The organism is Actinomyces sp. SKVG-SVH-4(1), from assembly GCF_048514265.1.
Classification (GTDB): domain Bacteria; phylum Actinomycetota; class Actinomycetes; order Actinomycetales; family Actinomycetaceae; genus Actinomyces; species Actinomyces oris.
The window spans coordinates 1-14204 of record NZ_JBGEVE010000005.1; the positions used below are offsets into that span (position 1 = coordinate 1).

General features: G+C 71.1%; 11 protein-coding genes. 7 read left to right on the forward strand and 4 right to left on the reverse strand.

Annotated elements, in window-relative coordinates; translation table 11 throughout:
• Positions 1-211: 211 nt before the first annotated feature.
• Both AB7V09_RS05850 and AB7V09_RS05855 read left to right on the forward strand, forming a co-directional pair.
• A complete protein-coding gene (locus tag AB7V09_RS05850) occupies positions 212-4039 on the forward strand; it encodes a multifunctional oxoglutarate decarboxylase/oxoglutarate dehydrogenase thiamine pyrophosphate-binding subunit/dihydrolipoyllysine-residue succinyltransferase subunit (RefSeq protein ID WP_009407412.1) in 3828 nt (1275 codons plus the stop codon).
• Between the two features lie 130 nt (positions 4040-4169).
• The gene (locus tag AB7V09_RS05855) at positions 4170-4763 is read left to right on the forward strand and encodes a GDSL-type esterase/lipase family protein (protein ID WP_003785741.1); all 594 of its coding nucleotides are present in this window, start codon (positions 4170-4172) and stop codon (positions 4761-4763) included.
• Between the two features lie 18 nt (positions 4764-4781).
• On the opposite strand, the gene AB7V09_RS05860 is transcribed toward AB7V09_RS05855, so the two are convergent.
• The 4 genes from AB7V09_RS05860 to AB7V09_RS05875 form a co-directional block, all read right to left on the reverse strand.
• Entirely contained in the window at positions 4782-5516 is a 735-nt protein-coding gene (locus tag AB7V09_RS05860; protein WP_009407393.1) for a YczE/YyaS/YitT family protein, read from the reverse strand.
• A 293-nt stretch (positions 5517-5809) separates the two neighbouring features.
• On the reverse strand, positions 5810-5884 hold the full coding sequence (locus tag AB7V09_RS05865) for a 50S ribosomal protein bL37 (protein WP_370538935.1): 75 nt from the start codon (positions 5882-5884) through the stop codon (positions 5810-5812).
• 159 nt (positions 5885-6043) lie between these two features.
• Positions 6044-6481, reverse strand: coding sequence for a mycothiol system anti-sigma-R factor (gene rsrA, locus AB7V09_RS05870; RefSeq protein ID WP_419143205.1), 438 nt, complete (start codon positions 6479-6481; stop codon positions 6044-6046).
• Positions 6478-7146: a sigma-70 family RNA polymerase sigma factor gene (locus tag AB7V09_RS05875; RefSeq protein WP_010613374.1), complete on the reverse strand. Its 669-nt coding sequence runs from the start codon at positions 7144-7146 to the stop codon at positions 6478-6480. Before AB7V09_RS05875 ends, rsrA begins: the two co-directional genes overlap by 4 nt.
• A 368-nt stretch (positions 7147-7514) precedes the next feature.
• On the opposite strand from AB7V09_RS05875, the gene AB7V09_RS05880 reads away from it, so the two are divergent.
• The 5 genes from AB7V09_RS05880 (at position 7515) to AB7V09_RS05900 (ending at position 14094) form a co-directional block, all read left to right on the forward strand.
• Positions 7515-8015 (forward strand): DoxX family protein, encoded by a 501-nt coding sequence (locus AB7V09_RS05880; RefSeq protein WP_070510923.1) that lies wholly within the window; start codon positions 7515-7517, stop codon positions 8013-8015.
• Between the two features lie 222 nt (positions 8016-8237).
• Entirely contained in the window at positions 8238-10514 is a 2277-nt protein-coding gene (locus AB7V09_RS05885) for an NADP-dependent isocitrate dehydrogenase (protein ID WP_419143206.1), read from the forward strand.
• Positions 10511-11983 carry a 3-phosphoshikimate 1-carboxyvinyltransferase gene (aroA, locus tag AB7V09_RS05890; RefSeq protein ID WP_419143207.1) on the forward strand — a complete coding sequence of 491 codons (1473 nt, stop codon included), beginning with the start codon at positions 10511-10513 and terminating at the stop codon, positions 11981-11983. Before AB7V09_RS05885 ends, aroA begins: the two co-directional genes overlap by 4 nt.
• A complete protein-coding gene (gene rsgA / locus AB7V09_RS05895; RefSeq protein ID WP_419143208.1) occupies positions 11983-13101 on the forward strand; it encodes a ribosome small subunit-dependent GTPase A in 1119 nt (372 codons plus the stop codon). The genes aroA and rsgA overlap by 1 nt, the downstream gene beginning before the upstream one ends.
• Positions 13102-13362: 261 nt before the next feature.
• Positions 13363-14094: a helix-turn-helix transcriptional regulator gene (locus tag AB7V09_RS05900; RefSeq protein ID WP_185988689.1), complete on the forward strand. Its 732-nt coding sequence runs from the start codon at positions 13363-13365 to the stop codon at positions 14092-14094.
• The last annotated feature ends 110 nt before the right edge of the window (positions 14095-14204 follow it).

Here is a 14204-nt window from a genome sequence, read left to right on the forward strand (position 1 = left end):
ACGACATCTCCACCATCCCAGTTGAGCCTCCTAGGTACCTCAGGGGCTCGCCATGCCCCGGACACGCATGTGTCTTTGGTCCCGTGTTTGCTCGCATGAGACGCCCTTCACCTTCTAGGATGTCCTGTGAACACCGCCGTTCCTCCCCCGGGGTCCCGCTGAGGCTCCCAGTGTCGGAACGGGAGACTGACGAGCTCCGAGGAGACCCGACGTGCCCACGCAGGACCAGATCAGCCCAGGCTTCGGTGCCAACGAGTGGATGGTGGAGGAGATGCGGGCCGCCTGGTCGGCGGATCCCTCCTCCGTGAGTCCCCAGTGGCGCGAGCTCTTCGAGACCGATCCGAGTGCTGGTCTGCACCAACCGGGCCCTGCCTCCTCCAACGGCTCTGCGTCGTCGGCCGCCGGTGGGCCGCGCCGGGCCACCATCACGCCCCAGGCCGCCTCCTCCCTGCGCCGCTCCTCCGCCGTCCAGGACGTCACGCGCTCCGACCTGCCGCCGGCCCCGCCGTCGGACACCGCGCCCCCGACCTCCCCCTACGCCCAGCGCCAGGCCGGCCACCCCGCTCACGACCAGGACGGTGACGCCTACGAGGACCGCACTACCAGACTCAAGGGTGCGGCGGCCCGCACCGCCAAGAACATGGACGACTCCCTGTCCATGCCCACGGCCACCTCCGCCCGCGCCGTGCCCGCCAAGGTCCTCATTGAGAACCGGGCCGTCATCAACACCCACCTGGCCCGTACCCGCGGCGGCAAGGTCTCCTTCACCCACCTCATCGGCTGGGCGGTGGTCGAGTCCCTGACCGAGATGCCCTCGATGAACGTCTCCTACGGGGTCGACGAGGCGGGCAAGCCGGTCCTGCACGAGCCGGCCCACGTGGCCTTCGGCCTGGCCATCGACGTGCCCGGCTCCGACGGGCAGCGCCGCCTGCTGGTGCCCTCCATCAAGCAGGCCGACCTCATGGACCTGTCCCAGTTCGTGGAGGCTTACGAGGCCCTCGTGGCCAAGGCCCGCGAGAACAAGCTGGACCTTGACGACTTCCGCGGCACCACCGTGACCCTGACCAACCCCGGCATGATCGGCACCCTGCACTCGGTGCCGCGCCTCATGCCCGGCCAGGGGCTCATCGTGGGGGTCGGCGCCATGGACTACCCGGCCGCCTTCGCCGGTGCCAGCCCCGACACCCTGGCCCGCCAGGCCATCGGCAAGGTCGTCACCCTGACCTCCACCTACGACCACCGCGTCATCCAGGGAGCCGCCTCCGGCGAGTTCCTGCGCCTGGTGGAGCGCAAGCTCCTGGGACTGGACGGCTTCTGGAACCGGGCCTTCGAGTCCCTGCGCATTCCCCTCGAGCCGGTCAAGTGGGTGCGTGACACCACCTATGACCCCGAGCTGGAGACCGGCAAGCCGGCGCGCGTGGCCGAGCTCATCCACGCCTACCGCCAGCGTGGCCATCTGGCGGCCGACAACGACCCGCTCACCTACCGACTGCGCCGCCACCCCGACCTGGACATCACCTCCTACGGGCTGAGCCTGTGGGACCTGGACCGCTCCTTCCCCACTCGGGGCCTGGGCGGGCGCGACCGGGCCACCCTGCGCGAGATCCTCAGGATGCTGCGCGACGCCTACTGCCGCACCGTGGGCGTGGAGTACATGCACATCCAGGACCCTGCCCAGCGCGCCTGGTGGCAGGAGCGCCTCGAGCGCGACTGGGAGGACATCGCCGACGAGGAGCGCCGTCGGATCCTCACCAAGCTGGAGCAGGCCGAGGCCTTCGAGACCTTCCTGCAGACCAAGTACGTGGGCCAGAAGCGCTTCAGCCTCGAGGGCGGGGAGTCCCTCATCGTGGCCCTGGACCGCCTGCTCGACGCCGCCGCCCACGACGGCCTCGACGAGGTCGTCATCGGCATGGCCCACCGCGGCCGCCTCAACGTGCTCACCAACATCGCCGGCAAGTCCTACGGCCAGGTCTTCGACGAGTTCGAGGGCAATGGCGTCATCGAGGGCGCCGGCACCGGCGACGTCAAGTACCACCTGGGCACCGTGGGCGTCTTCTCCGGGACCGACGGCGTGTCCACCCGGGTCTCCCTGGCCGCCAACCCCTCCCACCTGGAGACGGTCGACGGCGTCGTCGAGGGCATCGTGCGCGCCAAGCAGGACCGCATCGGTCTGGGCGAGAAGGGTTACACGGTCATGCCGGTCCTCGTCCACGGCGACGCCGCCTTCGCCGGCCAGGGCGTGGTCTACGAGACCCTCAACATGAGCCAGCTGCCCGCCTACCGCACCGGCGGTACCGTCCACATCGTCGTCAACAACCAGATCGGCTTCACCACCGGCTCGGCTTCGGCCCGTTCCACCATCTACGCCACCGACCTGGCCAAGGGCCTGCAGGTGCCGATCTTCCACGTCAACGCCGACGACCCCGAGACGGTGGCCCGCACCGCCCGCCACGCCTACGAGTACCGACGCACCTTCCACAAGGACGTCATCATCGACCTCATCTGCTACCGGCGGCGCGGCCACAACGAGGGCGACGACCCCTCGATGACCCAGCCGCTCATGTACCGGCTCATCGACTCCCTGGACTCCACGCGCGGCGTCTACACCGCCGCCCTCGTGGGTCGCGGCGACATCACCCCGCAGGAGGCCCAGGAGATCGCCAAGAGCTACCAGGACGAGCTGGAGCGGGTCTTCGCCGAGGCCCGCGTCCAGGTCACCGGGGGCACGGGCTCCGACGGCGCCGGGGAGGCGGCCGACACCGCCACGCAGGATCTGTCGGACCCCACGAAGGTGGGCGTGCCCCTCTCCTCCCTGGAGATCCCCTACTCCCAGCGGGCGGGCACCGGCATGATGCTGGGCTGGACCTCGGCCGTGCCCCGCGACGTCGTCGAGCGCATCGGCGACGCCCAGGTCGCCTGGCCCGAGTCCTTCACCGTCCACCCCAAGCTCCAGGCGATGCTCTCCAAGCGCCGCGAGGCCACGCGCGAGGGCGGCATCGACTGGGGGCTCGGGGAGCTCATCGCCCTGGGGAGCCTGCTCATGGAGGGCGTGCCGATCCGCCTGGCCGGCGAGGACGCCCGCCGCGCCACCTTCGCCCAGCGCCACGCCGTCCTGCACGACCACACCTCCGGGCAGGAGTGGACGCCCCTGAGCTTCCTGACCCCGGACCAGGCGCCCCTGGAGATCTACGACTCCCTGCTCAGCGAGTACGCCGCCCTGGCCTTCGAATACGGCTACTCCGTGGAGCGCCCCGAGGGACTGACCATGTGGGAGGCCCAGTTCGGCGACTTCGCCAACGGCGCCCAGTCCGTCATCGACGAGTACGTCACCTCCGCCGCCCAGAAGTGGGGGCAGCGTTCCGGTCTGGTCATGCTGCTCCCTCACGGCCAGGAGGGGCAGGGACCCGACCACTCCTCGGCCCGCATCGAGCGCTACCTGCAGATGTGCGCCCAGGACAACATGCTGGTGGCCCAGCCCTCCACGCCCGCCAGCTACTTCCACCTGCTGCGCGAGCACACCTACACCCGCCCGCGCCGCCCACTCATCGTCTTCACCCCCAAGCAGCTGCTGCGTCTGAAGGCCGCCTGCTCCCCGGTGGAGGACTTCACCTCCGGCACCTTCCAGCCGGTCATCGGGGAGACCGACGACGCCGTCCTGGCCACTGCGCGCAAGCAGGGCGTGGACCGGGTGCTGCTGTGCTCGGGGCGCGTCTACTACGACCTGCTGGCTCACCGGACCAAGACCGGGGACACGAGCACGGCCATCGTCCGCCTCGAGCAGCTCTACCCGCTGGAGAGCTCGGACATCGCCGAGGCGCTGGCCCCCTTCAGCGGAGCCGAGCTCGTGTGGGTCCAGGACGAGCCCGCCAACCAGGGCATGTGGCCCTACCTGGCGCTCAACCTGCCGACGGATCTGACCGGTGGCGTCCTGCCCACGCTGGTCTCCCGGCCGGAGGCCGCCGCCCCAGCGGTGGGCACCGCCGGCGTCCACCGCGCCCAGCAGGAGGAGATCCTCCGCCAGGCCTTCGCCCGCCACTGAAAGAAGACCGGTTCACCGGCCCGTCCTGGGGCAGCCCCGCCGAAATGCCGTCAGCCTCCACCGTTACAACGCAAGGTCACGATAATGTCAAGACAGCATGAGGGATCATGAGGCATGAGGAGGCGCTGTCATGCGTGAGACGAGGCTGAGCTTCATCGGTGACGAGCTGGTGGCCGGTCATGGTGACGGGCGCGCCCTGGGATGGACGGGCCGGGTCATGGCCCGCACGCCCCGGGACGCCGACATCCTGTGGACCTCCCTGGCGGTTCCCGGTGAGACGACGGCGCAGATGTCCGACCGCTGGGGCCCCGAGGTGGCCCGCCGCTCCACACACACCGGCATCAACCGGCTCGTCGTGGGGCTAGGCGTGGCCGACGTGCTCGCCGGCATCTCCTACGCCCGCTCACGCCTGGCCCTGGCCAATATCCTCGACACCGCCGCCTCCGACCACCGCGAGTGCTTCGTCGTCGGGCCCCCTCCCCTACCGGAGGCCGACCCCGATGCCACCGCCCAGCTGTCCCAGGCCGCCGAGGAGGTGTGCCTGCGGCGCAACGTGCCCTACGTGGACGCCTTCGAGCCGCTGCGCAACCACGAGCAGTGGACGGCGGACGTCGCCGCCGCCGGCGGCACGCACCCGGGCCAGGCCGGCTACGGTCTGCTGGCCTGGCTGGTGCTGCACCGCGGCTGGTACGAGTGGCTCGGCGTCGAGCGCCCCGAGTCCTGAGGCCTCGATACCCGCCGGTCAGGCAGGCGCTGGGGAGCCTTCGTCAGACGACGACTCGGCGACGGCGAAGATGTCGCCGCTGATCCCCACCAGGCGGTTGGAGACGTGGTTGTTGAAGAAACCGACGATGGGGCCGATGAAGAAGCCCATGATGACCGTACCCAGGGCGACGATGCCCAGCGAGAGGTCGAACCTGATCAGGAGCAGGGCCAGGAAGATTGTGACGATGTCCTGAACCAGCCGGTAGACGCGGTAGCTGTAGCGCGGGAAGTGCCGCCTGAGCGAGGGCGCGATCCCGTCATAAGGGCACTGGCCCAGGTCGCAGGTGATGTACATGGAGACTCCCAGGCAGAACAGCGGCAGCCCGATCGCCAGGTGGAGCAGCATGCTGCCGAAGGAGTACTCGACATGGAAGAAGCTGCGGTAGATCGGGCGGAAGTAGTCCACGAGGACACCCACGACGGTGAAGTTGATGACTGTCCCCAGGCCGAAGATGGACCGGTCGAAGGGGAAGACGAGGATCAGCATAATGATGTTGACGATCGGGACGATCGCCGCGAAGGAGATCCCAGAGACGTGGGAGATGCCCTGGAGGAAGGCGGTGAACGGGTCGACGCCGCTCTTGCCCTCCAGGCAGATCGCGATCCCGACCGCCGTGATCACCTCCCCCAGGAAGCACACGAGGATGCGCCGCAGGAGCGAGTTGTCAGAGAGTGTCCACTGGTCTGGTGCTGTCAGGTTCCTCAGGTTCATGTCACACCGCCGTCGTTGAGGAGGAGCCGGCAAGGCCATACCTACGAGACACCACCGGGTTCCTTGGTGAGAGGCTGGACAGTGCCCCTCACCACGAATCAGGCCGTGTTCCGCGGCTCACACCTCAGCGTCTCATCACCGTCAAGGCCGAAGGACCCAGGCTGCGAGCGCGAACCGGCGCCTGACCAGGACAGTTGCGGGACGGCTTAAGAACGACGTCGGCCGGTCACCGCTGTGGTGACCGGCCGACGTCTGCTATGTCTCAGGGCGTTGCGCCTGGCGCGCTACCCGGCTCAGGCGTTGGGACGCTTGCCGTGGTTGGCGCTGGACTTGGCGCGTGCACGACGCTTACGACCGCGCTTGCTCATCACTGCCTCCTCGTGTCTTGACTCGCCCCACGAGGGGGCACGGAACGCCGCTGATTCTCGCACACGGCGGCGCGCCTGGGCCAGTCTGGCGCCGCCGACCAGCCGGTGAAGGCGACCACACGTCGGCGCACGTCGCAGCCGGGGCCCCGGCCGCCTTCCTCAGTCGTGCTCGAAGCGGACGGTCCGGGAGGACTCGACCCGGGACTCCACGACGCGCACGACCCGCCCGGAGGCGGAGGCCTGGGTCCGAGTCGTGGTCGACGTCGTCGTCACGCTCACCGCGGTGGCGCGCAGGGCCGACAGGCGCCCCAGGACCCGGGCGCGCAGCTCGGGAGGGGCCTGCTCGGCACACCGCGAGCGCAGGATCTCCCGCAGGTGGGTCTCGGCGTCGGCGAGGCGGGAGCAGTGCGAGCAGGTGGCCACGTGCTGGGCGAGGCGCTCGGCCAGGTCGGCGGTGCACTCGCGGTCGAGGAAGGCCTCCAGGTGGGCGCGGGCCTCGGCGCAGGAGCAGTCCTGGGAGCCGTCCGCGCTCTTGGGGTCCTTGGTGGGCCCGACGCTGTTGTCGCCGGGGGTTCCCGGTTCCATGCGGTCTGTCATTTCTCCTCCTCCCCGTATCCGTACTCTCGGGCGTAGTCGGCCAGTAGCTCGCGCAGCTGGCGGCGACCTCGGTGCAGCCGGGACATGACGGTCCCGATGGGCGTATCCATGATCTCGGCGATCTCCTTGTAGGAGAAGCCCTCCACGTCCGCCAGGTAGACGGCCAGGCGTCGGTCCTCGGTGAGCTGGCCCAGGGCGTCCTTGATGTCGGAGTCCGGCAGGGCGTCCAGGGCGAGGTTCTCCGCGCTGGGCAGCCCCACCGAGTCGTGGGAGGCGGCCCGGTGCAGCTGCCAGTCCTCGACCGTCTCCGCGTCGGACTGGAGCGGCTCGCGCTGCTTCTTGCGGTAGGAGTTGATGAAGGTGTTGGTCAGGATCCGGTAGAGCCAAGCCTTGAGGTTGGTGCCGGGCCGGTACTGGTGGAAGGAGCCGAAGGCCTTGGCGTAGGCGTCCTGCACGAGGTCCTCGGCATCGGCCCGGTTACGGGTCATGCGCAGGGCGGCGCCGTAGAGCTGGTCGAGGTAGGGCAGGGCCTCGGCCTCGAAACGGGCGGCCCGGGCGGCCTCGTCCTCATCGGCCGGCGCCCGGTCCAGATCGCGCGCGCCATCGTCAGGATCGATCACCTCATCCAGGGTGATCTCATCAGTGTGGTCGTCGATGTCCGTCATCAGCCACGAGCCTAACGCGCCCGGGGAGTCTTCGGCCCAACCGACGCCACGAGCCTTGGTCATCATCTGAGTCATCGTCTCGGTCGTCGCCTCCGTCATCGTGGCGGGTCGTCCCGGCAGATCCCGGTGCAGGCGGCGACGGTCCTGTCGGCCGGGCCGCTCTCGGCGGCCGCGCGGCCCGTTCGGCGGTGCGCCCCGCAGGCGGGCGGTCCGGCTCGTCGGCGACACGATCGGCTGCTGGATGCTCATGTCCCGGCCAACACGATGGCGCCCCGATTTCATTCCCCGTCCGCCCTGAGCGAGGCACGCACCACCTTCGAGCAGCGATATCGCTGGCCCGAGCCGCCCTCGTAGGTCAGGATGGGGGCATGAACATTCTGCGCTCCTTCGCCCGCCCCATGCTCGCCGCGCCCTTCATCGTCGATGGACTCGACGCCCTGGTGCGCCCCTCGCGCCACGTGGAGAAGTTTGAGAAGGTCGCCCCGACGCTGGAGCGGGTCGGTCTGCCGCCCGTGCTGGCGTCCGACGCCCGACTGCTCACCCGCGCCTCGGGTGCCGTGAGCCTCGTGGCCGGGCTGGGGCTGGCCACCGGCCGGGCACCCCGCACGAACGCCACCATCCTGGCGGCCCTCAATGTGCCCCTCACCGTGGTCAACAACCCCGTCTGGGCGGTCAAGGGGACGCAGGCCCGCAAGGAGGCCCTCTCCGGGCTGCTGCGCGGGGCCGCCCTGGGGGCCGGGCTCGCGCTGGCCGCCGTCGACCGTCAGGGCAGGCCGTCCCTGGCCTGGCAGGTGCGCAACGCCCGTCAGCAGCGCGAGGCGATGCAGGCCGCCAACGAGGCAGTTCAGCAGCGCTACGTGACTGCCTGAGTCACTCTGGTCGACCCCGGATCGTCACCCGTTGGCTCCGAGCTCGGGTCCGACGTCAGCTCGTCACCGTCACCTTCCGGAGCGCCCCGACACATGTCACCTGGGCGTCACAGGCGGCGGCTACTCTCGCCCCGGTCCACTTCCGACCGGTCGCGGTGCCCTGACACCCCGCACCACTGACCACCACGCGCAGACACGTCATCGACACGCTAGGGAGCACTCATGACCGTCCAGTCCGCCCAGCCGGCTCAGGCAAGCCAGTCGCCCCAGTCGGAGCAGGCCGCCCAGCCCGACATCATCTACACCTGGACCGATGAGGCCCCGATGCTGGCGACCCATTCCTTCCTGCCGATCGTGCGCGGCTTCGCCCAGCGGGCGGGCGTGAGCGTGGGCACCGCGGACATCTCACTGGCGGGACGCATCCTGGCGGCATTCTCCCTGGCCGACGACGACCTGACCCGCCTGGGTGAGCTCACCCAGTCCCCGGCGGCCACGATCATCAAGCTGCCCAACATCTCGGCCTCCCTGCCCCAGCTCAAGGCCGCCATCGCCGAGCTTCAGGCCCTGGGCCACGAGATCCCCGACTACCCCGACTCCCCGGCCACGCCCGCCGAGCACGAGGCGCGCGCCGCCTACGACGCCGTCAAGGGCAGCGCCGTCAACCCCGTCCTGCGCGAGGGCAACTCGGACCGGCGAGCCCCGGCGGCCGTCAAGGCCTACGCCCGCTCCCACCCGCACTCGATGGGGGCCTGGTCGCCCCAGTCGCGCACCCGCGTGGCCACGATGGGGGCCGGGGACTTCCGGCGCAATGAGCGCAGCGTCGTCGTGCCCGAGGCCGGCACCCTGCAGATCCGGTTGCGCCCGGCCGACGGCGGCGAGCCGATCGTCCTGCGGGAGTCACTGCCGGTGACGGCCGGGGAGGTCGTGGACGCCACCTTCATGAGTGCCGCCGCGCTGGACGAGTTCCTCGCCGGGCAGGTGGCCGCCGCCAAGGACGAGGACCTGCTGCTGTCGGTGCACCTCAAAGCCACGATGATGAAGGTTTCCGACCCGATCATCTTCGGTCACGCGGTGCGCGCCGCCCTGCCGGGGGTCTTCTCCACCTATGGGCGGATCCTGGCCGATGCGGGCCTGCGCGCCGAGGACGGGCTAGCCTCGATCCTGGCGGGCCTGGACTCGCTGCCCCAGGGCGAGGAGATCCGCGCCGCCATCGAGGCCGAGCTGGCCGCCGGACCGCGCCTGTCCATGGTGGACTCCGATCGCGGCATCACGAACCTGCACGTGCCCAGTGACGTCATCATCGACGCCTCCATGCCCGCCATGATCCGGGCCGGCGGCCACCTGTGGGGGCCGGATGGCCAGACCGCGGACACGCTCGCCATCATCCCGGACTCCTCCTACGCCGGGGTCTACCAGGCCGTCATCGATGACTGCCGCGCCCACGGGGCCCTGGACCCGGCCACCATGGGCTCGGTGCCCAATGTGGGTCTCATGGCCCGCAAGGCCGAGGAGTACGGCAGCCACGACAAGACCTTCCTCATCCCGGCCGACGGCACCGTGGAGGTCGTCGTGGTCGAGGGGGCGGGCGCCGAGCCTGGTGCGGTACTGCTGTCCCACGAGGTGGCCACCGGCGACATCTGGCGGGCCTGCACCACGCAGGACGCCCCCGTGCGCGACTGGGTGCACCTGGCGGTCACGCGGGCCCGGGCCACCGGCGCCCCGGCCGTCTTCTGGCTGGACCCCGAGCGCGGGCACGACGCCGTCCTCATCGACCTGGTGAACCGCTACCTGGCCGATGAGGACACCGAGGGCCTGGACATCCGCGTCCTGGACCCGGTGGCGGCCACGCGCCTGTCCCTGGAGCGCGCCCGCCGCGGCGAGGACACGATCTCGGTGACCGGCAACGTGCTGCGCGACTACAACACCGACCTCTTCCCCATCCTCGAGCTGGGCACGAGCGCCAAGATGCTCTCGGTGGTGCCGCTGATGAACGGCGGCGGCCTCTATGAGACCGGGGCCGGGGGCTCGGCCCCCAAGCACGTGCGCCAGCTGCTCGAGGAGGACTACCTGCGCTGGGACTCCCTGGGTGAGTTCCTGGCCCTGGCCGAGGCCTTCCACCACGTGGCCCAGGTCAGCGGCAACGAGCGCGCCGAGGTCCTGGCCGGCGCCCTGGAGGCCGCCACGGCCCGCCTTCTGGAGGAGAACCGCTCCCCGGCACGCCGCCTGGGGCAGGTCGACAACCGCGGCTCGCACGCCTGGCTGGCCCTGTACTGGGCCCGCGAGCTGGCCGCGCAGGAGACCAGTCCCGAGCTCGCCGCCGCCTTCTCCCCGATCGCCCAGCAGCTCGAGGCCTTCAATGACACGATCCAGGCCGAGCTCTTGGCCGTCCAGGGCTCCCCGGTGGACATCGGCGGCTACTACCGCCCCGATGCGGCCCTGACCGACGCCGCCATGCGACCCTCGACCACCCTCAACGCGGTCATCGAGGCCATCGCATGACCGATGCCCCCGGCGCCGGCGACCCTGGCGTCCCTGCGGCCCTCTCGGCTGGCTCGGCCGGATCCGCCGGGCCGTGGCGGGCGCCGGTGGCGGCGGGGGCGCTGGAGGCCGTCGTGGAGCTGCCGGGGTCGAAGTCACTGAGTGCGCGGGCCCTGCTGCTGGCCGCGCTCGCCGACGCACCGACGACGCTCACCGGGCTTCTGCGTTCGCGCGACACCGAGCTCATGCTCGCCGCCCTGAGCGTGCTCGGCGCCCGCTTCGAGGACCTCGACGAGACCGGCACGCGGCTGCGCGTCACGCCGGCTCCCCTGCCGCTGCACGTGCAGGCCGGGCCCGATGGCGTCGGACGCATCGACGTCGGCCTGGCTGGGACCGTCATGCGCTTCGTTCCCGCCCTGGCCGCGCTGGCCGACGCCCCGGTCGTCTTCGACGGGGACGAGGCCGCCCGGCGCCGCCCCATGGCGCCTCTGCTCGACGCGCTGGCCGCCCTGGGCGCGGAGGTCACCCACCTCGGCGAGCCCGGCTTCCTGCCCTTCCGAGTCGGCCCCGGCGACGGCGCCCTCCTGCGAGCCGAGGGCGCCCGCGTGGCGGTCGATGGCTCGGCCTCCTCCCAGTTCGTCTCCGCCCTCCTGCTCCTGGGCACCATCCTGCCCGGCGGCCTGGAGCTCACCCCCACCGGGCCGGTGCCCTCACTGACGCACGTGGGCATGACGGTGGCGACGCTGCGCGAGCGGGGCATCGCCGTGGACGAGCCCGCCCCCGGGGCCGGTGACGGCGAGCGCACCTGGCGGGTCCACCCCGGTCGCCCCCGCGGCGGGGAGGTGGCCATCGAACCGGACCTGTCCAACGCCGGCCCCTTCCTGGCGGCCGCCCTCGTGGCCGGGGGCCGGGTCAGCGTCCCCCACTGGCCGGCGGCCACGCCCCAGGCCGGTGACGCCTGGCGCAAGCTCCTCCCCCGCCTGGGCGGGAAGGTGACACTCACCGACGGACTGCTCACGGCCCACGGCACCGGGCGGCTGACCGGGATCCACGCGGACCTGTCCGACGTTGGCGAGCTGGCCCCCACGGTAGCGGCCCTGGCCGCCCTCGCCGGGGCGCAGGGCCACACCAGCACCCTCACCGGCATCGCGCACCTGCGCGGGCACGAGACCGACCGCCTGGCGGCCCTGGCCACCCAGATCCGCCTCCTCGGCGGGGACGCCGAGGAGAGCGACGACGGGCTCATCATTCGCCCCGCACCGCTGCACGGCGCCGCCCTGCGCTCCTACGCCGACCACCGGATGGCGACCTTCGCCGCCATCATCGGCCTGGGCGTGGACGGGGTGAGCCTGGACGACGTCGAGTGCACCTCCAAGACGCTGCCCGGCTTCACGGACCTGTGGGCCGCCATGCTCGCCACCTCCGGTGAGGGCGGTGCCGGACCCACCGCATCGCACCGCGAGCCCGCAACCCCGGGAGATGGCGCCTGATGGCCCGCCGCGACATCGGCACCGACGACCCGCGCGTGAGGGTCCGCCCCGGCCGGGGCTCGCGCCCGCGCACCAAGCAGCGCCCCAGCCACGCCGACGCGGCCCTGGGCATGGTCACCCGCATCGACCGCGGTCACTACCGGATCCGCCTGGACGACCCAAGCCTCACCGAGGACTCCAGCGGCAACATCACCGCCATGAAGGCCCGCGAGCTGGGGCGGGGCAAGGTCGTCGTCGGCGACCGGGTCGCCGTCGTCGGGGACACCAGCGGCCGCAAGGGCACCCTGGCGCGCATGGTCCGCATCGAGGAGCGCACCACCCTGCTGCGCCGCAGCGCCGAGGACGGGGACGCCGCCGGCACCGAGAGGGCGATCGTCGCCAACGCCGCCAAGCTCGTCATCGTCACCGCCGTGGCCGACCCCGAGCCGCGCCCACGCATGATCGACCGATACCTCGTGGCCGCCTACGACGCCGGCATGGAGCCGCTCATCGTGCTCACCAAGACCGACCTGGCCGACGCCGCTCCGCTGGCGGAGCTCTACAGCCCCCTGGGCGTGCGCTGCCTGGCTACGCAGCTGCACCCCCAAGCCCCCGAGACCGGCCCCTCCCAGGCCTGCGGCGAGCGGCCCGACGACGGCGTCGAGGAGGTCCGCCAAGCGCTCGACGACGCCGTCTCAGTGCTCGTGGGCCACTCCGGGGTCGGCAAGTCCACGCTCATCAACGCACTCGTGCCCGGCGCCGACCGCGCCACCGGACACGTCAACGAGGTCACCGGCCGGGGCCGCCACACCTCCACCAGTCTTCAGGCCCTCGAGCTGCCCGGGGGCGGCTGGGTCATCGACACCCCCGGCGTGCGTTCTTTCGGGGTTTCCCACGTCGGCAGCGCCGACGTCCTGAGGGGCTTTCCGGACCTGGCCCGCGTGGCCGAGGACTGTCCGCGGGGCTGCACCCACGAGGAGGGCGTCGTCGACTGCGCCCTGGATGCGTGGGCGAGCGCGGCGGACGGGCCCGACGCCTCGGGAGCCTCGGCAGCCCGCGAGGAGCGGCGCGCGAGGGTGGAGTCCTTCCGCCGACTGCTGGCCCCCTCACTGGAGGCCGAGGACCCCACCCGCCCCTGAAGCACTCCCGATGGCGCGCGCAGAGCCCTTCCGGGCACGTCACAGTTTCGTCGACAGTAGGCCCTATAACCCTGAGAGCCGTTTGCCCTGGAACAGGGCGACGACCCGGCAAAAACGGCGTCAATACTGACTTTTTTCACGTTCCGCCAGAACCACTATTGGACACGGTGTGCTAAAAGTCACATCACGTAGCCGTTGCAGGATTCAACTACACACCGATTTTGACGGTTCCCACAAGCGAAAGCGCGTTAGTCTCAGGACATGCACAACCGTCCGACCCCTTCGCTTCCACGTCCCGCCCTGGGCGACCTGTCCGCACGCGCCAACCTCTCTGCGGCGCGCCGGCGCGTCCTGGAGGTCGTGGAGGCTTCTAACGACGCGATGACGGCCGTTCAGGTCGCCAGCGCACTCAACCTGCACCACAACACCGTCCGTGAGCACCTCGACGCCCTGGTTGACGCCGGGTTCGTCACGGTGTCCACCAAGCCGACGGGCAAGCGGGGCCGCCCGGCCCTGCGCTACGCCTCAACGGCACCCGACCCCCAGCAGATGGTCGACGCCTACCTGCTGCTGCTCGACGCGATCGCCGACACCCTGGGCGAGGGCGAGGACGCCCGCGCCACCGCTCTGGAGATCGGTCGCCGGTGGGCCGAGCTGACCCCCGGCACCATCGCTGAGCCCACGGTCGACGGCGAGCAGGTGGACCGGGTCACCGCCCTCATCCCCTACCTGGCGGTCATGGGCTTCGCCCCGGAGGTTTCCGGAGACAGCGTCGTCCTGCGCTCCTGCCCGCTCATCACCCGCAACCACCAGCCGCGCGACCTGGTGTGCACCATGCACGAGGGTTTCCTCCGGGCCGTCGTCGGCCCCGACCCGGCCGCCTACGAGCGTCTCAAGTTCCTGCCCAACGGTCCTGACGGCTGCCAGATCAGCTCGGCTCAGCCCGTCGACGAGGAGCCGGATCTCAAGATCGTCCACGCCGACGTCGCCTGAGCACGCGGCTCCAACAGCATCACTCGTCCACCACTTCTAGATCGCAAGGCTTCGGCCCCGGGCACAGTCGCCCGGGGCCGAAGCGGCATTCGGTGGTGCTGCGAGCCCTG

Bases quoted from the DNA above. Each gene is read 5' to 3' on its own strand.
- aroA (WP_419143207.1), top strand. From the start codon at position 10,511: ATGACCGATGCCCCCGGCGCCGGCGACCCTGGCGTCCCTGCGGCCCTC.
- AB7V09_RS05875 (WP_010613374.1), bottom strand. From the start codon at position 7,146: ATGACGGACATCGACGACCACACTGATGAGATCACCCTGGATGAGGTG.
- AB7V09_RS05900 (WP_185988689.1), top strand. From the start codon at position 13,363: ATGCACAACCGTCCGACCCCTTCGCTTCCACGTCCCGCCCTGGGCGAC.
- rsgA (WP_419143208.1), top strand. From the start codon at position 11,983: ATGGCCCGCCGCGACATCGGCACCGACGACCCGCGCGTGAGGGTCCGC.
- AB7V09_RS05885 (WP_419143206.1), top strand. From the start codon at position 8,238: ATGACCGTCCAGTCCGCCCAGCCGGCTCAGGCAAGCCAGTCGCCCCAG.
- rsrA (WP_419143205.1), bottom strand. From the start codon at position 6,481: ATGACAGACCGCATGGAACCGGGAACCCCCGGCGACAACAGCGTCGGG.
- AB7V09_RS05855 (WP_003785741.1), top strand. From the start codon at position 4,170: ATGCGTGAGACGAGGCTGAGCTTCATCGGTGACGAGCTGGTGGCCGGT.
- AB7V09_RS05860 (WP_009407393.1), bottom strand. From the start codon at position 5,516: ATGAACCTGAGGAACCTGACAGCACCAGACCAGTGGACACTCTCTGAC.
- AB7V09_RS05880 (WP_070510923.1), top strand. From the start codon at position 7,515: ATGAACATTCTGCGCTCCTTCGCCCGCCCCATGCTCGCCGCGCCCTTC.